The following is a 24127-nucleotide window of genomic DNA, read 5'->3' as shown; positions in this document are numbered from 1 at the left end:
CTCCGGCAATCGTGGGCTCAATGAAAAAGTGGCTCATATTCAAATCAGCATCAAAACACTGGCTTATCTCACTGACAATTTGCATCGCCAGCAAAGAGTCACCTTTCAGTGCAAAGAAATCATCATAAATACTGATCCGTTCAAGCTGGAGCTTACTTTGCCACAACGCTTGAATCTGACGCTCCACGTCACACCTTGGAGCTGCAAAGGTGCAAACTGTCGCTAAACCCGACAAGTCCAAAGTCGCTTCTGTTTTCCCTTTGTCTTTGCGGCTTTGATCGAGCCACTGTTGACTCACTCCTACAAACACCGCCGGTATCATATGATGAGGGATCCTTCGCTCTAGACGCTCTCTTAATAACGGGATAGCTTCATCATCTGAATAGCCAGTTCCATGGCTTAATACGAAATAAGCAACTAGGCCTTTACGGCTCTCAATACTTGCAGGAATAACTTGAACATCATTTAGTAACTCACTCGCATCCAAACATTTTTCTATTTCAGCGATTTCATCGCCACGCAAGTGAGCGCCCCCCAAACTTTGCCTTATTTCACTGATTTTCTCAGTTGTTGAGCTATGAAGTTCTGCCACTTTCTCAGCATTGTCATAATGTGATCCTGCTCCTTTTTCCTCCACATTATTCCAACACTGGGTCAAAGAAGCCTCGTCTTGCCATAATACTTCCGAAAGCAGTGAGCTGTACCTTGCCAATATAGACTGCACTGTTGCTTCACAAAACAACTCTGCATCATATTGAATACTAACAACGACTCCAAAATCTCTAGCCTCCACTTGCAAAACCAGATCAAACTTTGTTGTCGATAAAGAATGATCAACCTCTTCAACTTCAAGCCCATGCAGTGAGAACGCTTCTTGTTGAGAAGGAATAGAAATAAACATTACATTTACCAACGGTATTTCGTCGTCAGTACGTTGAATATCTAGTTCATTGATCAATTGTTCAAAAGGTAAGTCTTGATGTGAAATAGCCGAAAGCACAGAGTCATTGACACTGTCAATTAGCGCATGGAACGTTGCACTAGAGTCAACAGAGCTGCGTAAAACCAGTGTATTAACAAAAAAACCTACGACATTTTCCAGGGCTTCTTCTCTTCGGTTATTTACTGGCGTGCCAACTATAATGTCGTGTTTTTTACTAATTAAAGACAGTATTGCTTTAAAACATGCAAGGTAGACAACAAATGGAGTTGCATTTGTCTGCTGGCTTAACGTTGTAACTCTATTGTCTATTTCAATTGGAAGTACACAAGAGACGTTCGCACTTCTACGAGTTCTGTTTGTCGGTGGCTCAAAGTCACGGCCCAGTGATAACTTCTCGGGTGGGTCGCTTAACTTATGTTTCCAATAATTGAGACTCTCAGCTAAATATTGCTGATTCACCGTTTTTTGTTCCCATTGTGCGTAATCTGCATATTGATAGCGTAAGTCTTCTAATGGACTCTCCTTTCCAGCTATAAATGCGCCATACAGCGTGCCGATCTCACGACCAATTAAGTCCAGCGACCACTGATCAACAGCAATATGATGAATTACTATATGCAGTACATGTTCATTCTCTTTAAACTGTGTAAGCGTTGCCCTAATAACTGGCCCGCTACTAATATCAAAAGGCTGATTTGTTTCTTTCTCTACCTGACGCCTTAACTCTTCTTCTCTCAACTCAAGCGGGATATTCTCTACACTTTTTTGCTTTAGTTTAAACCCTGAAAAGTCAGCAACCTTTTGATATGGTTCCCCATTAAATTCTGAATAATGTGTTCTTAAAATATGATGCCGTTCAACTACGCTATTTAGACTTTTGTTCAACGCAGCAATATCTAGCTCACCTTTAATATAGAAAACTTGAGAAATATTATAAGCACTCGACATAGGGTTTAACTGGTCGATAAACCACATTCTCTGTTGAGAAAAAGACAGCGCTAAGTTATTTGTACCCCGACTAGATTGAAGCTGAGTACCTGCACCTATAAAAATACCTTTACTTTCTAAAATTCTCGTAAATAACAGCTCATGTTCAGGTGATAAAGGTGAAACGTCGGATGTTCTGTTAGCCATAATAGTATTCCTTACCCTACATGATATCTATTTAACAACACTGTTCGGTGATATGTTCTCTTCCTCACCATGATGAGTAATTAAACTATTCACATCAGCATCAGACAGATTTGCAATATGTAGATAGGCTTCAACTAGCGCTTCAGCTATTTCTGCACCGCCACATAACAAAATCAATTCGCTACTTAACCCTTCGATGGTCGGCTTAGCAAAAAACGACTTCAATGGAATTTCAAGCTGTAACTTATTTGCCAATTCAGACAGCATATTGACGGCTAAAAGTGAATGCCCTCCGAGTGCAAAAAAGTCTTGGTCAATGCCGATGGCATCAACACCTAATGCAGCTTTCCATGCGTCAGCAAGAAACTTTTCTGTAACCGTAGAAGGCGCAATCAATTTATCTATTGATTGCGTCAAATTAGGTTCAGGTAATGCTGCTTTATCTACTTTTCCATTCAGCGTAAGAGGAAGCTCTTCCAATACAACAAACGTACTGGGAATCATGTAAGAGGGTAAGGTATCTTTAAGCTGAGCCCTCAACTCTTCTATCACAAGTTCATTGCTAACAGCCGCATGGTCAGCAATGAGAATGTAAGCAACCAGGAGCACATTGGAACTCTGCTGCTTGTCATCAAGTTTCGAAACGTTCTTTTTAACAACCACGGCAGAGACAACGTGAGCATGTTTTTCAAGCTGGAATACTATTTCTCCAGCTTCAATCCTAAAACCATTGAACTTAATCTGGTCATCATTTCTCCCTTTGAATTCCAACTGTCCATCTTTTGACCAACAAACCAAATCACCAGTTTTATACATTGCTTGTGAATACTTACGATTAAATCGATCAACAGTAAAACTCTGATGAGTTAAATTTGGTCGATTATAATATCCACGGGCAACACCCAGTCCGCTAATATATAATTCACCAATGCTTCCTTTTGGAGCTAATTGACCAAAAATGTCCGTAATATAAACTTGAGTGCCATTGATTGGCTTACCGACAGGGACTGTATTTTCTGTTGCTTTATCAAAACTAGCCCAAGTTGAGTAGGTCGTCGCTTCAGAGGGGCCATACAGGTTACACACCCTCCTCTCCCCCTCAAGTGCAAGTAAATCTCGCAACAATACTGGTGGTAGCGCTTCACCAGCCAAATTAATGACTTTTACACTTTTCGGAAGCGCATTATGTTCATACAATGCTCTGCCAACAGACGGCACGGTGTTTATAAGAGTAATATGATCATATGGAGCGTCAATTAACGACAGAGCATCGGATACGATACAAACACTGCCGCCATTACATATAGGCACCAGTAGCTCGAAAACAGATAAATCAAAGCTCAACGCAGTCGATGCCAGCACCGACTTCAATTCATCTTGAGTATAAGATTTTGAAGCCCAATGTATCATAGCAGTAGCATTTCCATGCTCTATCGCTACAGCTTTAGGTTTTCCGGTAGAGCCCGATGTATAAATCAAGTAAGCCAAATCACTTGCAGACGGTTCCTCAGCTCTAGCTTGATTTATATCATTAGGTTGATATTCTGAATTTATACTATCTTCGATATGTATAACTTCACTGCTTTCGGCTAACCATTGATAATCTTCACTTAATAAGCTGGTCAACGTAACCCGAAGCCCACTATCTTGAATTATGTACTCTATGCGTTTCTTGGTAAACTTAGGGTCTAATGGTACATAGGCAGCGCCCGCTTTAAGAATCCCCAGCAATCCCACTAGCATGTTGATGCCACGATCTATGTATAAGCCAACTAAATCACCTTTTTGTACACCTTTACTTCGCAGTAATATAGCGGTTTGCTCAACTCGTTCATGTAGCTCAGAGTAAGTCACTGCTGTGTCATTAAACTCTGCTGCTATATGGTCAGGAGTTTTCGCTAGCTGAGCGGAAAGTAAAGAAATAATTGATTGGTTTGTATCTATTTCGCTCTTTGCAGAGTTGAGTGTGCTAATCAGATCATATTGCTCTGCTGATGTCAGCATAACTAAGTCAGATAACTTACCCTCACTGAAGTTCAAGACACTTTTTGCCAGAGAATCAAGGTGAAGCCCAAACCTAATGACCGTGTCCCGGTCGAACAAATCTGTATTATATTCAAAATCGAAAACAAGCTTCTCTTCTTGTGTCACATTGAGACTAAGATCATATTTTGCATTTACACTCGCATCATTGATGTTCTCAACTTCAACCCCAGTCATTCTCGCCTGGTGACTATGCACTTTAGATTCTAAATTTAATAAAATTTGGAATAAGGGTGAATAACGCACATCACGCACTGGGTTTATTTGTTCAACCAAATGCTCAAATGAAATATCTTGGTGCTTCAGCGCATTCAGGTTTACAGACTTAACACTCTGAAAATATTCGCGTACGCTAGCCCGCTCCTCAATTTGCGTACGTAAAACCAATGTATTAATGAAACAACCAACCATTGGTTCAAGTTCTTTTTGTGCACGATTGGCAACTGGCGTGCCAATAACAATATCTTTCTGCCCACTATGCTTGGCAAGCAATATCGCCAATAGCCCATGAACTAACATAAACAAGGTTATATTATTCTTTTGAGCAAACGCGATTAAATCCTTAGATATTTTTTCATCTAATACAAAACGATGACTATCGCCATTAAAAGATTGGCTGTCGGGTCGCTCTCTATCAAGCGGTAAACAATGTACCGGAGGTAAATCGATCAGCGCTTTCTTCCAATAATCCAGCTGTTCAAAGTACTCTGCACTTTCCAGCCAACTACGCTGCCAAATTGCAAAGTCAGCATATTGAATTTCCAGAGGTGGAAGTTGATGAAAGTCGTTAGACAAGAGAGCATTATAGTTATTGACAAACTCATTAAAAATAAGATCTAGAGACCAACCATCGGCTGCAATATGGTGCACATTGATCAAGATGACGGTATCAACACTTGAGCATGTTAATATAGTAACTTTTATCATTAAGTCTTCAGCAAGGTTAAACTCATACTGAATATCATCTTCTATTGCAAACTTGATTAATTCTTGCTGCTTCTCGGCTGATAAAAAAGAAAGATCCTGCCGATAAAATTCAAAACACTGGTTCGATATTACCTTTTGCTCAACACCATAGTTACTATCAACATATACTGTCCGAAGTATTTCATGTCTATTGATTAACTCACGAAAAGCTTTTTCAGCAACCTCATGATTAAAAATCCCTTTTAGCTTAAATGCAGATGGCATGTTAAATTGCGCGCTTCCACCTTCAAACCGATCAATAAACCATAAGCGTTGCTGAGAAAAAGAGGTTGGAATACGCTCATACTCCTCAGCTCTTGGGGTGATTGGAGAGCGAATAGGTTTACACCCTGAATTTATAATTTTATCTGCCATCTCCTTCAATGATGATGACTCAAAAATATCTATTATTGATATCTCCACATTGAAGGTTGAGCGGATTTCCCCTATTAACCTTAATGATAGTAATGAATGCCCCCCTAACATGAAGAAATCAGAGTCCTGTTTAATTTCTTCAACCGAAATATTTAGCAGCTTTGCCCAGATTTCAGCAAGTGACTGTTCACTGTCACTCAGTGGTAAGTTTGCATTTATCGATACCTTAAAGCCGCTAGGATCTGGCAACGCCATTTTATCTACTTTACCATTGGAGTTTATCGGTAAGGAGGGAACAGCGATGACAATCGCAGGTATCATATAATTAGGAATAGAGCCTTTGAGCTGCATTCTCACTTGCTCAGTGAGCTCATGAGAATTTAAATCCGATGCCTCGGAACAAATGTAAGCAATCAAGCCCTTTCCATCAGTAGACGCATTATCGGTTCTCATCAAAATAACGGCTGCTGACGTAATCCATTCCAGTTGAGTTAAATTGTACTCAACTTCCGATAGCTCTACTCGAATCCCATTGAGCTGCACCTGATCGTCAACTCTCCCTACGTAATGTAATGCTCCATCAGCAGTTTGTCTCACCAAATCTCCGGTGCGATAGAGTCTCTCTTGTACTTGGGTATTGTTTGGATTATCAATAAAATTAGCCGATGTTAACTCGGTATTTTGGTAGTAACCACGAGCTAAACACCCACCACCAATATACAACTCACCGACAACCCCTAATGGCACTGGGCGCAGCTCTGAATCAAAAATATAGCCATTGCGATTGGGACCGAACTCACCAAGTGTAACCCTATCAGACATTGCACCTGATATTGCCGTGATCACCCCCTCAGTCGGCCCATAAGCATTAATAAGCAGACACGAAAACTGCTGCGCATACCACTGTTCTACCAGAGCTTTTGGTACAGCCTCTCCGCCAACAAACATAAGTCTTAGTTGACTCTGTCTGATAATATTCGACCACTCACCCTCGGTCAGAGTTTGCATCAATAATGCAGGTGGCAGATCCGCAACTGTGATACTTTCGTCAAATATATAATTCAAAGGGTCAATCTGACTCTTAACCATGCCCGATTTATCATAAATATGACAGCAAGCACCACTTGCTAACGCCATAAACAGCTGTTCCAAGGAAGGATCGAACCCAATAGAGGAAAAACTTAATATGCGATCACTGTTAGTTATCTGGTACTGTTCAACCATCCCCGTAATATGCATCGCAAGTGCTTTATGCTCAACCATTACCCCTTTTGGTTCGCCAGTGCTTCCTGAAGTAAAAATGACATATGCCAGTTGTTCTAAATCCTTTTTACTATTCTCAAGATTTGAGACAGACTCAGCTTCCACCTCTTTTTCGATGAGATTTAAATTTAGAGTTCGGCATGTATCATTATTCGTGAAGTCATCAGCTGTTTTTTCATGAACGACAAGTAAATTAGGCGCTGCGCGACGAAGTAGCTTTGATTTTCTTTGCTCTGGTTGGTTTGCTTCAATCGGAAAATAAACTCCACCAGCTTTAAAAATCGCAAGCACAGTTATTACCCAATCAATAGAGGGCTCTAAACATACTCCAACCAATACTTCGTTACCAGTTTCATTGGTCGAGATTAAATATCTAGCTAGCTGATTGGACTTATCATTTACTTCTTTATAAGAAACTGTTTCACCCTGATAAACAACCGCTTTACTATCAGGTTTATCCATCGCAATTTTTTCGAATAACTGACAAACACTAGAATTTTTATCAGTGGTCAACAGCGAGCCTTTCAAGCGCTTAGACAAATTTTGTTCTTCGGTATCGCTTAACATCTTAATATCAAGCAAACTTTCAGCAGAACCTAGCAAACAATTCAAAATATTTTGATAGTGTTCGCTCATCCTTGTTATTGTTTCACATGAAAACAAATCCGTATTGTATTCAAAATTGAAACTTACCCCATCATGAACTTCATTAGCGTCAAGGCTAAGATCAAATTGCGCAGTTGAATGACTTACATCCGTTTCTTCATACCTTTCAAATGAAAAACCTTCATTACTACTAGTAGTATTTGTAGCCAGATTCAAACCAAACATAATCTGAATAACTGGGGAATACTGGGTACTTCTTACAGGATTTAAGTGCTCAACAATCATTTCAAAAGGAATATCTTTATTTAAATGAGCATCCAATACTGTACTTTTTACCTCTTGGAAAAAGTCTTGCGTACTTTTCTTGGAGTCACAATCGACTCTTAAAACCAAAGTGTCTACAAAGAGGCCAACCATGGCTTCTAGCTCTTTTTGGCTTCTATTCGCATTAGGTGTGCCAATAACAACGTCAGACTTGTTGCTATATCGAGAAATCAGAATTGAAAAAGCCGCATATAACACCATGTATAGTGTCATTTGGTTATCAACTGCTAACTTTTTGAGTTGTTCCAATGTCGCTTTATTGATGAAAAACTCTACACTATCACCATTAAATGTTTGCAGTGCTGGTCGTTCATAGTCCAGAGGCAGCTCATGAACAACTGGAATGTTATTCAATTTATTTTGCCAATACGCTAGTTGCTTATTGGTATCTTTGCCACTCAGTAACTTGTTTTGCCAATGAGCATAATCAATATATTGAATAGGTAAAGGTAGTATTTCATCTACTTTCCCTTCCAGGACAGATTGATATTGTTGAATAAATTCCGCATAGATTATCCCGAGAGACCAGCCATCTGAAGCTATATGGTGACTATTGGTAACTAAGATAACTTGACCTTTTTCAGTTCGAATAGCCGTTGCCCTGAACATAAGGTCTCTATCAAGCGCAAAAGGCTTGTTAAGGTCTTGCGCTATGACTTCATCAATCGCCTTCTGCCTGTTCGCTTGTGGCATATCGAGTAAATTAACTTTGGTTAATTTGAAGTCACTTCCTTTTAGGACGCTTTGATAAACTTCCCTTGTTTCTTCATCAAATTGGTATACGGTACGAAGAGACTCATGACGTTCGATGATGCGTTGAAATGCAACTTCTGCAATCGCTTCATCAAATTCACCAGTAATTTTAATAAATTGGGGGATTTGATACTGTAAACTGCTGCCATTTAACTGATCAATGAACCAAAGGCGTCTTTGAGCAAAGGACAACTGATAGCCATCTTTGGTCCTATCAACTCTTTGTAAAGGTAGCTGAACTTCATCACTATCGGATTTGCGGCGATGCTCTGTAATATATTCGCTCAATAGGGCTACAGTCGGGGCAACAAAGACACTTGATAGAGGTAATTGTATTGACATTAACTGCTTTATACGCGACAACATTTTTGTGATAAGCAGTGAATGTCCGCCTAGTTTAAAGAAGTTTGCATTAATATCGATTTGCTTGTGGCCTAATACATCACACCAAATACCCAATAATGTTGACTCTTGTGAATTTCGGGGTGGTGTTAGTTGCTCTGACTCTTGACCCATTTCAGGAGTGGTAAGGATCAACTTCTGTCTATCAATCTTATTACTCGTATTGAGAGGCATACTGTCTAGAAACACAAACTGAGTAGGGATCATATATTCAGGACAATGTGCCGACATCCACGCTCTTAAGCTTTCACTATCCTCTTTACTCCTGTGCGCAATATAGGCAACCAATCGACTCGCCTCTCCCTCGAGCAAGAGTACTGCACAATGAGTAATCGCAGGATGTTGAAGCAAAATAGCCTCAATTTCAGAGGTTTCAATGCGATAACCTCTAAACTTAATTTGATTGTCAACTCGACCACGATATTCAATTTGGCCATTATTCAAATAGCGACCATAGTCACCAGTCTTATATAACTTAAACGAACAGTCTTTATTAAAGGGGTTATCAATGAATTTTTCAGCGGTAAGCTCGGTTCTATTCCAGTAGCCCTTACCTACAGTTGGCCCCCCTATGACAATCTCCCCGTACAGCCCATGAGGCAGTACTTGATTAGATTCATCTAAAATGTAGACATACATACCAGCATTCGGCAGCCCAATAGGAACCCTGTCCAGGCTTTGTCCTGCAACTGCTAACTCCGAAAGTTCGGCAGTCGTCGCACTGACCGTGGTCTCTGTTGGTCCATAGGTATTTAGCAGCCGGACAGATTTGCCAAACATCTCTAACCACTTATTCACCAAATGAAGGGGAGCAGCTTCGCCACCAATAATGACTAACTTGACTGCGGCTGGTAATTTACGAGCAACACTTTCATCGCTCAGATAGGCAACCAACTCGTTCCAGAATGACGTTGGCAAGTTAATTACTGTCAGTTTATTCCTATCAACTTCGTCCAAAAAGCGATCCATTGTTGCAATCATTTCTTCGTTTCGAAGGTATAAACTTGCCCCGCTAATTAAACTCGGAAAGATTTCTTCACAGCTTGTGTCAAAGCTAATAGAAGAAAATTGTAGAACTTTGTCTTCGCTGTTAAGACTAAACTTCTCTGTGGCATTGTGGGCGTAATGACACAGACAGCTATGAGGGATCATTACCCCTTTAGGGGTGCCAGTCGTGCCTGAGGTATAAATAATATAGGCTAAGTCTTCTGGTCTTGTATTGAAAATTTGCTCTTGCGAACTTAACCCACTCTCTTGTCCCTCATCAGCCACTAACCAAGCACACGGCATCTCATGTTGTTGCAACTTTAGCGAAAGCTCATGATTTGTCAGAACTTGTGAAATACCCGCATCTTTAATAATAAAATCAATACGTGTAAAAGGTAATTTGGGGTCTAAAGGTACATAACATGCACCCAATTTCCATACTGCGAACAAGCTTGCAATGTAATCTACAGAACGTTCAAAGTAGAGGCCGACTCGATCATGTTGCCGCACTCCATTAGCCTGCAATTGTTGGCTAAGTTGATTGATGCGCAGGTCCAACTGAGCATAAGTGATGCTATCATCACCACTAACGATTGCGGTCTTAGTTGGGGATCTACTGATACTGGCGTACACAAGTTCATATACACTGTTTTGTGAGCGTGGTAGTGCAGACTCTCCTCGCGCACTTTCCAGCACCTTAGCGCGTCCAGTATCAGAAATAATATCGAATTGAGATAGCTTCTTATTCGGGTTTTCAACAATACTTTTCAATAATTGCTCATAACAACTGGCAAAGCTTTGCATTGTGTCCTGTGAAAACAAAGACGAGTTATACTCAAAAGCAACCACTAAACGATCAACCAACTTACTGACATTCAGGTTTAAATCTAATTTAGAGGCACCATTGTCCCCACTTAGCAAAGTCACATATTGTGTTACCTTGCCTGTCGGCCATGGTGTATTTTGAAAATCAAAACCCGCCTGGAAGAGAATATTACGACTGGGATCTCTATCCGGGTTGACAGCTTCCACTATCGAGGCTATCGCGACATCAGCATTATCATAATCAGATAAACAGTGATGCTTAACTTTATTCAAGAAACTCAAAAAGCTAGGGTCTTCGCCAAAGCTAGCTCTCATCGGTAGAACATTAGAGAAAAGCCCCAATAATCCCCAAGAATCCTGTTCATTTCGATTAGCTGTAGCAACACCTAATACAATATCTTTTTGCCCTGACAGCTTACCCAGCAATACGTAAAATGTGGCGAGCATTGTCATAAAAAATGTAGCCTCGTGCCGTTTACCGAGGCTGTCTAATTTGCTGGTCAACTCTCTGTCGATAGGTAACTCAACGATAGCGCCTTGTGTCGAAACGATGCTTGGCCTTGCATGATCAGTCGGTAGCTCTAATGTCGGTTCAATATCAGATAACCGACTTTGCCAATATTTCAGCTGCTCTTCTACAACAGCATCCGTAGAGCGTTTTCTTTGACGACGCACAAAGTCACCAAATGATTTTGGTAGCACCTCCAGCTTGGGAGTAGTTCCCTCCGTATATGAAACATAAAGATCTGAAAACTCTTTAAGAAAGACACCAATGGACCAACCATCAAAAATGATATGGTGAACGGTGAAAAGCAAGACATTCAACTCTTCTTCTATTTGAACCAACTCAAATCGGTAAAGCGGGCCTTTGGCAAAATTAAATGGTTGTTGCGACTGTTTGGCACTCAGTGCTAAGACCTTTTCCTGCCAATCACCCTCAGCCCGAAAGTCAGCCTTAGATATCTTGATTTCAACATCTTTTTTATCCTGAACCTTTTGAACAGGAAGATCATTTTTCATTAAAATAACTGAGCGTAAGGTATCATGCCTGGCCACTATCTCATTGACCGCGCTGACAACAGCTTGTCTATTCAGCTTTCCATGAAGACAAAAAGCCAAGGCAATATTAAAAGCAGTGCTAGTTAAATCCAGGTTCTGTTGAAACCACATAGACAGCTGTTCACTTGATAGTGGGTAAACTGATTTAGCAGCTACTTTCGACTTTAATATTTTTGCCAATGCTTCGCGCTTTTCCTGCGCCGTCATATTATTAATATTATTATGATCCATATGACACCTTCTTAAATTAGAGCTAGCAATTCTTTATTAATTGCATCTATTATTTTTCGACGTTGTGTATTTATAAAAAAATGATCACCGTCATACATTTCCAATTTGTAAGTGGTCGCAGCATGAAGCTGCCACTTCTCAAGGCGTTCAAAAGAAATGCGCTTATCTTGTGTGCCACCAAAAACCGTCATTGGAACTTCCAATGGTTCTATCGTCTGACACGTATAAGACTCGCAAATACGCATATCAGAACGTAAAATTGGAAGTGCATAGGTAATTAATTCAGGGTTTTTTAGCACCTCAGAAGGTATGCCATTTAGCTTTAATAACGCTCTTAGAAACTCTTTATAACTCAGGTCACTGATACAATTAGGCTCTCGTATATGAGGAGCACCAGCAGCGGAGATAAACAAAGAGTCAGGTCGAACTCCCGCGCACTTCCACAGGGCCCTAGTCAATTCGAAAGCAATATATGCCCCCATACTGTGGCCAAAAAAAACAAATGGCTTATCAAGATAAGGTAAAATTTGCTTTCGTAACTGTTCAACAAGTTCAATTAAATCAGTTAATAACAATTCATCTGAACGAGATTCTCGGCCTGGGTAGTGTATAGCTACAACCTCAATATCAGGTGGTAATAGGTTGCCCCAATCTTTGTAAACAGCCGGCCCTGAGCCGGCATAAGGAAAACAAAAAATACGGCAGCTTGCGTCCGGCCTTGGCTGAAAAACTCTCAGCCACTTGGACTTGTAACTTGTACTCGCATTCATCAAGTCATTCACCATTACTAGTTCACTTCATCAGTTATCGACTCATTCCACTGAAAAGCCTTTCTTCGCACAGAGTGAGACGTATTGGTTACATCTTGAATAATACGGCCGTCATTAAACCTGATAATTCGGTCGGCAACATTGAAGTAGTAATCGTCATGACTGATAACAATCACTGTCTTCCCTTTTGCTTTTAGTTCAGGGAGAAGGTCATGGTAGAAAATATCTTTAAATACCGGATCTTGATCTGCCGCCCACTCATCAAAGACATAAATATTTCTATCTTCAATAAATGAGATGAGCAATGCCAGACGCTTACGTTGACCAGATGACAATTCCACAGTGGACAACTTCCCATCTTCAACAGAAACTTTATCTGTCAGGCCGAGCTTAATCAGATACTCCTGCACTTTACTATCACCGGTCTTATTAAGCAGGCCGTAAAGATTTTTAAATAAGTAATAATCAGAGAAAATTGCAGAAATATTCTGACGATAATCATCCCTATTACTATTATCAATTGGCGTATTGTTTAATAAAACCTCACCACTTGATGGAGTGTAAAGTCCCGTTAAAAGCTTAACAAAACTGCTTTTACCACAACCATTTCCACCGATTACAAAAATGACTTCTCCAGCACCAATGCGCAATGATAAGGGACCTATTGAAAATCCCTTTTCACTGTCATTTTCTTTTTGGTATTTATATTCAACTTCGTTGAACTCTAGGCTATTAAACTCTGTCGGTTTATAGGGCTTACTGTCAGCTGATTTGACGTCTGTCTCTTTGAGGCTAGATAAGGACAAATTCAATGAATTTATTTTATCCATTGCCACGTCAGCCTGATGAAACATGGGGATCGAGCCTACACTTGTAGTAATTGGCACTCTCATATAAAGGGCCATTAATACGAACCCCGTGAGAACACTTGTTTCATAAAATGTCACTAAAGGCGCTACAAACACAATTAAGCCTATGAGCGCTGAATAAATAAACTGCCCATAAGAGTCCGCAATCGCAAACACCTTATGCCAGCCCCAAGCTACATTCATCATCTCATCAGCAGTCGTGGTTAACTCTTGCTCGTAGAAATTATCTCTTCTGCTGCGCTGTAACTTTAATTCCTTGTTACCGTTGATGAGACAGTTGTAATGGTCAACTAGATCATCCCACTTAACTCGGCCATCTTGGAGCAATGGTCTCGTTTTTCTGGCAATAGCCTCATAAGTAATTACACCGATAGTAAATACAGCAAGATACGCAAGAGCCAGAGACCAAGAAAGCCAAAATAAATAACCGAAGCAAGCCAGAATGACAGCGAGATTAGTGCACAGTACAGGGAACTCGGTTAGTGCCTCTGCAACCGTATGAATATCCTCAGTCAATGTTGCCATTAACTTCGATGAACCATGTTTTTCCAATTCACTGTAAGGAGAAGCTAAGAGCTGTTTACACAGCTCTAGTCTCCATTTTTTAACCGCCTTTACTGACAGCTTTAGTAAAAGTAAGCGAGACACTAACCCGGCTAGCAACGCTACAGAAGTTCCTCCCAAAAACAACCACACGAATAGTGTTAGAGGGTTAGAAATTTCCGAAATAGTGTCATTGATTACCGCAATAACTAACGTGCTTGCCGTACCACTTACTATGCCAGCAATAACCGAGAATATAAGTAACCCCGGTGAAAACTTGATTAAAAATGGTAGAACTTTCATTTTATTAATCTCATTATTAATATATTAAATAAGCTTCACAATTATTAGGATTAGGCTTCAGCTTCTGCATCCGCAAATTCAGCTAATAATGATTCCACTTCATCAACAGAAAGTTCATCAATATTATCAAGTATCCCTTCAGCACCATCGCCACTATCCTGTTCATCAGTATCAAAACTCTGATTTAGAATTTGGTCGCGGATTACTTTCGATAACTCTTTAATACTGCATCCTTTAAGCAAGTTATTCGTCTGAACAACAGCATCAATACTAACTTCAAGGCGATGCTTTAACTCAAGAGCTACAATTGAGTCGAGACCTATAGCAGTTAAAGAGATATTCATATCCAGTGTTTCAGGGTTGATCATCATCGTTTGACAGACAACTCGGTGTATTGTCTTTTGAAGTAGCTCAAGCTGACGTTCACTATCAAGTTCTATAAGATGACCAGCTACGACTCGATTATGCTTGTCACTTTCACCTTCATCTTGCTCAGGCATTAAATCAGATAAGTAAGGTAAGCTTGCCAAATGAGGGAAACATTTACCCCATAATGACCAATTCATAGGCAGCGTTGCAATAATTCCTTTTTGCTGTGTTGAAATTAAATCCTCCAATAGGTTCATACCATCGATGAGTGGGATCATACCCATCCCATGCTCAAGAAGGTTTTCAAGGTTATGGGCTGCAGAAGCCATACCAACTTCAGCCCATGGCCCCCACCCTATGCTTAGCGCGGCTTTTCCTTGATAGTTTCTGTGCGCAGCGAGACATTCCAAAAATGCATTTGCCGCTGCATAATTTGATTGACCAGTTGAACCAATAGCGGAAGCCAACGATGAGAACATCACAAAAAAATCTAACTCATCTTCACCGGTCAACGTGTGCAGATGCCATGCACCGTCTATTTTCGCAGGCATGACATTACGGATCTGCGCTTCATCCAATTGAGTAAGCAGACCATTGTCTAGTATTCCAGCTGCATGCATAATCCCACGCAATGGAGGCATATCTGTACGAATAAATTTCAATAATTCAACTACTTGCTCTTGACTAGAGACATCTACTGCCCTCACTTCACAGCGAGTTCCTAGATTTTCCATGTAGGCAATTTCTGACATTGCTGTTTCACTAGGACGCCTCCGCCCAAGTAATACAATATTCTTCGCTCCTCTTTGGGCCATGTACTTAGCAATACTTAGCCCTAATCCACCAAGTCCACCGGTTATTATGTAAGTAGCATCCGCTTTAAATGCGGTGTTTTCTTGTTTATCTTGGGCTATATCTCCAACTGGGAATTCAACAGTAATATTTGACCCTGCCCCTTTCATCAAACCAGTAGCCAGCTCAGGGAGCTCTACACTTATCGAAGAATTACTAGCCGTTAATTTTTCTTCCGCGAGTAACTGAATAATGTCTTTTAAAATTGTAATGACTTTTTCTGGATGAGTTCTCTCTAGGTGGTGTATATCACAAGAGAAAAGTGACGAATAACCCGAGAGATTAAAGTTATTTAAATTTGCTTCCACACCAGATTCATTAACAGCCAAGTCGATATAACGACCAAAGCTATTTACTCCCTGGGTCGCTTTAGCAAAATCAAATCCACTCACACAGTTCGCAAAAACATGCACGCCATCTCCAGCTGTACCATGTTTGATTTCCTCAAATACACTTGGATTTGTGGCATCAAACACATGATCTGCACCTAGACTTCTCACCGTAGCGATCTTTTTAGAACTCGCAGTCGCATAAACAACAGCACCAAGGTGCTTAGCTATTTGAACTGCTGCATGACCATAAACAGAGTCAGCACCATGAATTAGAACGCTTTCTCCACTTTCAAGTTTTACTAACTCTTTCAAAGTAAACATAGAAAGTACAAAAGGTCTGTAAGAAGAGAACCCTTTATCATTGATATGGTTAGGAAGAGGCGCTAAGCGAGACACATCAACATTTGAATGCGATGCAAGCTTGCCATCTGTTACTGCAACAACCTTATCACCTACAGCGAAATCTTTTACTCCAGTACCAAGGTGTACAATTTCACCAGAGCAAAGTTCACCGTTACACTCAAGCTCAGAAGTATATTTCAGGTTATCCAATACCTTCCAAGCAGGTATAGTTGCTTTATTTACCCGAATTTCTACTTCACCAACGCTTGGCGTCCGCCTTTTGCTTTCAGATAAATGAGTAACAACACTGCCCTCTTGTCGACTAACCAACACATTAAATGATTGTTTGGTATCAAATGGCAGCGCCTGTGCATTGCTATTGCTTTCTTGAAGACTTAGCTTGTGAGGCTCTAAGCGCGCAACGTATCTGTCTCCCCCCCTGAGCACAACTTGATCTTCTTCATTATCAGAGTAAATCTCTTCACAAAGCAGTGACACCTCCAACGGTGAACTACTTTCACTAAGATCAATACGGCAGCAACGGAACTCAGGGTGCTCAATTGCAATTCCTTTAGCAAACCCTAGTAACGGAGATTGTGCGACTGACAAATGCTCCAGTTCGCCAGCGGCTTGCGCACCTGCGGTTACTAACCACAATCTAGGCCTACCTGGAATACCCACTTTCGAAATAGCTTGAATTGCATATGCAACGCTCAGTACGCCACATGTAAGATCTTCGGTAATAGTATCTATATTCGTATCTTCACTCGGAGCCGCATTTAAACTCCATAGATGAATGATGCCCTTGCAGTTTTTATTTGGTGCCGTAAAGAAATCATTGATTACCTTTTCAAAATCTGCTGTCGAAGAAGAGCGGATAGTAAATTCATTTTCAGATTGCACACCGAATTCTGATCCAGACTTAACCATACATACTTGCTGATTATTATCCTGCATCCAGCTTCGAACCAAATCCCCAGTACTGCCTTCATCAGCAAAAACAAGCCACGCACCAGACTCTTTCTCATTACTCTGATACGTTGATTCACGCTCTTTTAATTGCCACTCGACATCAAAAAGCCAATTCTTCGGCTCAGTTGGTATATTACTAGTGCTATCAGACGCCAATGAGTTTTGTTTTAAAGCAATCCCCTCGGCAATAGCAAGCACTTCACCCGCTGCATTCAATATCCATGAATCAACTGTCACAGCTTTATCTTGCTTACTTTCACGCATTTTTGAGTAAACATACTCTGCATGCTCTAGTGATTTGAAAAGCTTAATGTCCCCAATAGATGAAATTTCAAATTGATTTGCTCTGCCTCCCAGGCACGTCAAACCAGTCTGCTCCACAGCCTCAAATATTAAGGGATGGAATAAATACTGTTCCATATCATCTATTGACGCTGACGTGTCTATTTTTGCCAGTGCACTATGATTTTTAATCCAAATAGTATCTAAAACTTGCAAAGCCGAACTATATTCAATGCCCACTTCTTGTATTTTGTTATAGAAAACACTGCCATCAAGTAAGTCATCTGGAGTCTCTTGTAGTGCCAGTATATTAAGCGACTCAGGTTGCTCATTTCGCTTATCTGCACTTGTTACATCAGCAGAAATTGAACTGATCCAGTTTTCCGATTTACCCTCACTTGCTTCAGATTGATAGGAAAACAACGCCTTTTTCAAGCCTTTTTCATCTTCCAGTATTGATACTTGGTATGCGTGAGTGCTTTCACCAACTTCCAATGAAGCTAGACTATGGAAATTAATTCCACTTAACCCACTCATTTTCACTTTGCCAGCCTCTTCGTATGCGGCTGCTAAAGCAATTTCGAGTAAGATACCACTTGATAATTTGCTTTGACCGTTGACTTGTGGGCCTTTTACAAATGGGACAACTTGCTCATCAAGTAACACTTCCCATGTTGGGCTCGCAACAGGCATCTTGTTCGTAAGTAATGGGTGATAACTTGCTTGGAATAGGCCTTTTTGAAATGGCCCGTCTATCCAATATGCTTTTCTATCCCATTGATAATTAGGTATCGTTCTTAAGAACTTCCCTTTAATATTTAAGACAGACCAGTTATTGAACTTACGCTTGGTGTATAGTGCTGACAGTGTCAAATAGATAGATTTTTGATCGTCGTTTTCTTTATTTAATGTATTAAGAACAGTACCTTCTTGATCGACATTTTTGAGTGTACGAGTTGTGGCACCACTCACTACCGGGTGAGCTCCAACTTCCATAAACAGATCAAAGTCTGCTTTGGCAAGGGTTTCTATTGCAGCTGAAAAGGAAACCTTGTCACGTAAATTATCTCCCCAATAATTTGCATCCAGCAGCATGCCCTCACTAACCCAATCACCAGTGACCGTAGACACCATTGGCACTTTCCCCTGGCGAGGCTTAATATTAGCTAGCTGATCAACGAGTTCTTTTTTGAGTGGTTCCATCTGAGGGCTATGGAATGCGTAGTTAACCGGTAACGGGATCACTGTAATCCCATCGCTTTGCAGCATATCAATTAAATTATCTACGCCTTCTGTATCACCTGAAATAACAACAGTGCCAGGCGCATTGACAGCAGCAATAGATACCCGATTTTCATAAGGCAGCAAGGCTTTTTCAATCTCTGCAACTGAAGCCTCCACGCTCACCATACGACCGTGACCAGTTGCTTTTTGCATAATGCGCGCACGATTGGCAATCAAGAAGCAAGCGTCTTCAAAGCTGAGAGACTCAGAAACGTATGCTGCCGCTATCTCACCCACACTATGACCTACAACAGCATCTGGTGTAATTCCGTATGACTCAAATAACTTTGCTAACGCCACTTGCACAGCAAATATTGCCGGTTGAGCATATTCAGTATCATTTAGCTTAGAATCTGACTCATCAGCCATTAATACTTCAATCAGTGACCAGGATGTATGCTTTGACAGCTCTTTATCGCACTGTTCAATAAAGCTACGATAAGCAGGTTCTTTATTGAATAATGTTCTACCCATCGCCCACCACTGTGAACCTTGACCAGAAAAAACATAGGCCAATTTAGAAGCAGAACTTTCTTTATTCATGTACCCATAAACAATGTCAGCATGATGGTTTACGCTACTATAAGACTCTAAAGCCTCTGCAATCTCGTTCTTATCAAACCCAACCACTGCAAGCCTATGCTCAAAGTGAGTACGATTTTCAGTGAGCGTATGGTAAACGTCATCCAATGAGTTCTCAGCGGAACTGTCCAGCAAATAATCAGCCATTGCTTGAGCATTTGCTTTCAAAGAAGCCAAACTGTTACCACTTAAAGGTAAAACATGAATGTGCTTGTGGTCGTCAGTGGTATCTAGCTCTGCATGAGGTAGTTCATGACTTGTATAATTATTTTCTTCTAATACCAGGTGAACATTTGTACCACCGACACCGAAGCTATTAACCCCAGCAAGAGCAGGTCTCGCATACTCAGGTAATTCCCCAATCTCAGTTTGAACATTTACACGTAATTCATCGAACGGGATTAACGGGTTTGGGTTGTTGAAATTCAGGCTTGCAGGAATTACCCGATTCTTCAAGATGAGCGCTGTTTTTATCAAGCTTGCGATCCCCGCAGCTGATTCAGCGTGGCCTATATTTGTTTTTACTGAGCCAATTGCACATTCAGTGCCTTCAACTGCACCAATCTTCAAAACTTCACCTAAGGCATTGACCTCTATGGGGTCACCCAATGCAGTGCCTGTACCGTGTGCTTCAACATAGTTTAACTGACCAGGTGCAATTCCAGCATCTTCACATGCACTCAAGACGACTCGTTGTTGTGCCTCGCCATTAGGAGCAGAAATACCACTACTTTTACCATCCTGGTTGGATGCTGTGCCTTTAATTACCGCATAGATCGGATCATTATCAGCTTTTGCTTTAGATAGGGGTTTTAATAAAACTAATCCAGCACCTTCGGAACGAACATACCCATTAGCACTACTATCAAAGGCTTTACAGCGACCATCTAGCGCCATCATGCCCGCCTTTGACAACGACATAGTAACGATTGGTGACAATAAAATATTCACCCCGCCAGCCAATGCCATCTCACATTCACCAAGGCGCATGCTATTACATGCCATGTGTACTGCACTTAACGATGATGAACATGCCGTATCTATTGCCAATGCTGGACCGCGTAAGTCCATGAAATGTGAAATCCTACTTGCGGCATTTGTCAAAGCACTACCTAAACCAGCATAAGCATCAACTGAATTTTGTTCGCTGAACTGCATATGTGCATAGTCACTACCTGAGATACCAACAAAAACACCTGTTTTAGATTCGGCAATGCTTTCAGGTACAATGCCAGCGTCTTCAAAAGTTTCCCAACCAAGCTCCATCATCAACCTATGCGCAGGGTCCATGCGTTTAGCTTCTCTCACCGAGAGGTTGAAGAAGTTTCGATCAAGTTGGTCAATGCCTTTTAAGAACCCGCCTCTTTTTGTTGCCAGCTTGCCTACTGCGAGTGGGTTTTCATGATATAACGCTTCAACATCCCAACGCTCCAACGGGACAGTAGCAACTGACTCAAGACCATTACATAAATTTTCCCAATACTCTGCTGGCGTATTAGCATCAGGGAAGCGACAGCTCATACCTATGATTGCAATCGGCTCGTTTTGATTGTATTGGTTAATTTTATCCAATGAGAATTCAAGGTTTTCGGCGGCAAGACCTTGAACAGCAGAGTCACCTCCACTCATTTTCTCAATTTTTGCAGATAGTTCTCTAATCGTTAGCTTTTCGCTGAGTAATGTAGGAGGGGGAGTGTATGCATAAGTTACTTCAATACTGCGAATTAATTTTTTTACTTCCTCAGTATTTAACGCACATTCAGAAAAGGACTGACTGTGACTTATTTCTTCGACCTTCTTGCCACTTAGCATTGCTATCTGTTCAATCAGCCACGCTTCCATGTTACTAATCGTTTCTTCAGCAGACTCAGCATTAGAAGATTGATCAACAGCTTGTTCAACGCTGTTATGTATAGTATTAGCTTGCCAAGCATGTATGACTTTGAATTGGTTGGTGAGGAATTTTTCTCGACAAATACTACGCTGAATTTTTCCACTTGTCGTTTTAGGTATACCTCTGTGCATCAATGAAATGCTGTATGGTAGAATTTCATGCTCAGCAACAATACGATCGCGTATTGCATTAACAATGGCTTCATATTCAGATTCTGAATATGTCCCTTTCTTCTTTTCAAGCTTAGATACAACAACTAAGCGCTCTTCATCTTCTACATCTATCGAAAATGCAGCTGTATTATTTTTAGAAATGTATTCATGAGCACATTCTACTGTGTCTTCAATGTCACAAGCGTGGAAATTACCGCCTCGGATCAAAATAACATCTTTTAATCGACCACAAACAAAAAGCTCTCCTTGATAAAGAAAGCCTAGATCACCCGTTCTCAAATATTCAAGTGGGCTATCTTCATTGGCAATTCTTGCTGAGAAAATCTCGTGACTCTGCTCTTCATTATTCCAATATCCTTGTGCAACGCTTTCACCACCGACCCAAATTTCCCCAACCTCTAAGTCTGGCTTTTGTTTATGGGTGTCAGCGTCAACAATTTTAACTTTATAATCACCAATTACTTTGCCGGAAGATGCTATCGCTCTCGAGTTTTCATTTTGTGATTCGCAAATTACAGCACGATTATCTTTCAAAGCATCAATATCGAAATAATGGGCAATCGTCGGCTTTGACATTTCGCTACATGTAACCATTAATGTCGCTTCAGCAAGTCCGTAAGCAGGTTGAAATGCCACACTATTGAAATGGCAACTCGCAAATTTCTCACTAAACTCTCGGATCGTAGATGCTCTAACAGGCTCGGCAGCATTACCTGCATAGCGAAGGTGAGATAAATCAAGAGAATCTAATTCTTCGTCAGATATGTTTCTTACACAAAGATCATATGCAAAATTAGGAGCAATTGTGCCCTCAGCTTTAAAATCACTGATCGCTTGCAACCAGCGAAGTGGTTTTTGCACAAAAGAATCTGGTGACATAAGAATTCCATGATAGCCACCAAATAAAGATTTTAAGATACCAAAAATGAGGCCCATATCATGGAAGTTAGGGATCCAACTGACAAAACTGTTTAGCTGAAATTCGCTATCAAGAATATTAGAGTGGTGCATCAAGTTCTTGTGACTTACCATTACACCTTTGGGAGTCCCTGTAGAACCTGAACTATATTGGATAAAAGCTAAATCATTTTCATCTAATTCAGGTTCAACCCACTGCTTTTCAATAGAAAAATCTACATCTTCAAAATTTAATAGCGTGTTTTTTTCAACGTCGATAGCATGGGCTGATAAATTCTGAGAGATCGTTTTTACGGTTAAAATAACCGAAGCGCCAGAATCATCTAATATACGATTTAAGCGCTCATGTCCAAATCCTGATTTAGGCACACTTGAAGGAACTGCTACCACCCCAGCATATAGACAGCCTAAAAATGCACTAACAAACTCCAATCCCGCTCGATAAAGCAATACGACTCGATCGCCTTTACTCGTATGCTTCTGTAAATATACCGCAATACATCGAGCTTGCTGATCAAGCTCTGCAAAGGAAATTGATGTTTCATCTCTGTTTTCAGATCTTGAATAATATTTCAGCAATGTATAGGCAAGGTCTGTATTCCGCTCTACAGCATATTGCTGCGTTAATTGAACCAGTGTTTTATGTGGCTTAAACGTGGAGGTCATTCTATTGCTCACTCTAAAGTATGATATTACTCATTCCATAAAGGCAAGAAAAACTTCAGTCTCGAATATATGGAATTTTTATTATTTGTTTTTAATCCTGCTTAAAATGCTGAAAAAACCACAAAAAAAACAATCACAAAAATGACACTAAAACTAAGAAAATCACCTTATAAACCTAGCAAGCATATAAGTTATAATTTTTATAAGACTTTACAAAAACCAAGAAAAGTCATTAAAAAAATGACTTAAAAAGACAAGTAAAGCTCACTCATTTAAAGATGTGATAGCGAACCTTAAAAAATAGAAAAGAAGTGACAGTGAATAAGCCAATAAATCCTTTTTTATTAAGTAAGTTCCTAATTGCAGCCTTGCATTTCACTTTAAACACTCAAAACCATAAGGTTCATCATGCATCAAACTAAAAATTCAGCAAATTCATCATGCAGTATTAAATGTTGAAATTCAATTACCCAAATGGGGAGGCTCAGCAACAATAAAAACATCACACAACACCAAAAGAAACAATTAAGATAAAACAACGAGTGAAAATTAACATTTTATCAAAAAAATAAAATTGCATATTGCCCCCCTTACTCAATTGCAAATAAAGGGATAATGACTTATTTTGATAACTATTAAGTCGTCGTCTTAATATGAAAGAGCAGATTAGAAAACCTCACCATCAATGGGCTGTCGACAAATGATACATCTGCCTTGGTATTTTCTGGCGTATGCATCTATACATCTTATTCAGAGGCTGTTTTAAACATGAAGTAGGCGCGTTATAGCGTGTTTTGTGGTTTGCTTTGCCCTGCTGAGCCAGATAGTCTTGCAATCAACACGGACAAGTAAGACTGTCTGACCTTGTAGCGGGGCCAAAAAGAAGGATTGAATGTATGACATCAAACATATCTAATAAGACTCTTTACTAGGCTCAGCTCTTAGGTGAGCTGCATCTTAAACCCAATCGATATAGCGCAAACCCTAGCGCACATAAGTTTAAAACCACAGAAGCCTGAAATAAGCATCCGTGACAATTACGGATCCGCAATCAAAAGGAAAGTC

General features: G+C 40.4%; 5 protein-coding genes. All 5 read right to left on the bottom strand.

Annotation, left to right across the window (positions count from 1 at the left end; all coding sequences use genetic code 11):
- A partial coding sequence (locus tag MHN31_RS16775) for a condensation domain-containing protein (protein WP_239444830.1) occupies nt 1-2077 on the bottom strand: 2077 nt, incomplete at its 3' end.
- A gap of 27 nt (nt 2078-2104) precedes the next feature.
- Entirely contained in the window at nt 2105-11911 is a 9807-nt protein-coding gene (locus MHN31_RS16770) for a non-ribosomal peptide synthetase (RefSeq protein ID WP_239444829.1), read from the bottom strand.
- A gap of 11 nt (nt 11912-11922) precedes the next feature.
- On the bottom strand, nt 11923-12681 hold the full coding sequence (locus tag MHN31_RS16765) for an alpha/beta fold hydrolase (RefSeq protein ID WP_164517546.1): 759 nt from the start codon (nt 12679-12681) through the stop codon (nt 11923-11925).
- A gap of 17 nt (nt 12682-12698) precedes the next feature.
- Nucleotides 12699-14396, bottom strand: coding sequence for a cyclic peptide export ABC transporter (locus MHN31_RS16760; RefSeq protein WP_138538764.1), 1698 nt, complete (start codon nt 14394-14396; stop codon nt 12699-12701).
- Between the two features lie 50 nt (nt 14397-14446).
- Nucleotides 14447-23062, bottom strand: coding sequence for a type I polyketide synthase (locus tag MHN31_RS16755; protein ID WP_239444828.1), 8616 nt, complete (start codon nt 23060-23062; stop codon nt 14447-14449).
- Nucleotides 23063-24127 lie beyond the last annotated feature (1065 nt).

It is taken from the genome of Pseudoalteromonas sp. McH1-42 (assembly GCF_022347845.1).
Taxonomy (GTDB): domain Bacteria; phylum Pseudomonadota; class Gammaproteobacteria; order Enterobacterales; family Alteromonadaceae; genus Pseudoalteromonas; species Pseudoalteromonas rubra_D.
The sequence above is the reverse complement of the archived record's forward strand: the minus strand, read 5'-3'. Positions and strand labels throughout refer to the sequence as shown.

Bases quoted from the DNA above. Each gene is read 5' to 3' on its own strand.
- MHN31_RS16770 (WP_239444829.1), bottom strand. From the start codon at position 11,911: ATGGATCATAATAATATTAATAATATGACGGCGCAGGAAAAGCGCGAA.
- MHN31_RS16765 (WP_164517546.1), bottom strand. From the start codon at position 12,681: ATGAATGCGAGTACAAGTTACAAGTCCAAGTGGCTGAGAGTTTTTCAG.
- MHN31_RS16760 (WP_138538764.1), bottom strand. From the start codon at position 14,396: ATGAAAGTTCTACCATTTTTAATCAAGTTTTCACCGGGGTTACTTATA.
- MHN31_RS16755 (WP_239444828.1), bottom strand. From the start codon at position 23,062: ATGACCTCCACGTTTAAGCCACATAAAACACTGGTTCAATTAACGCAG.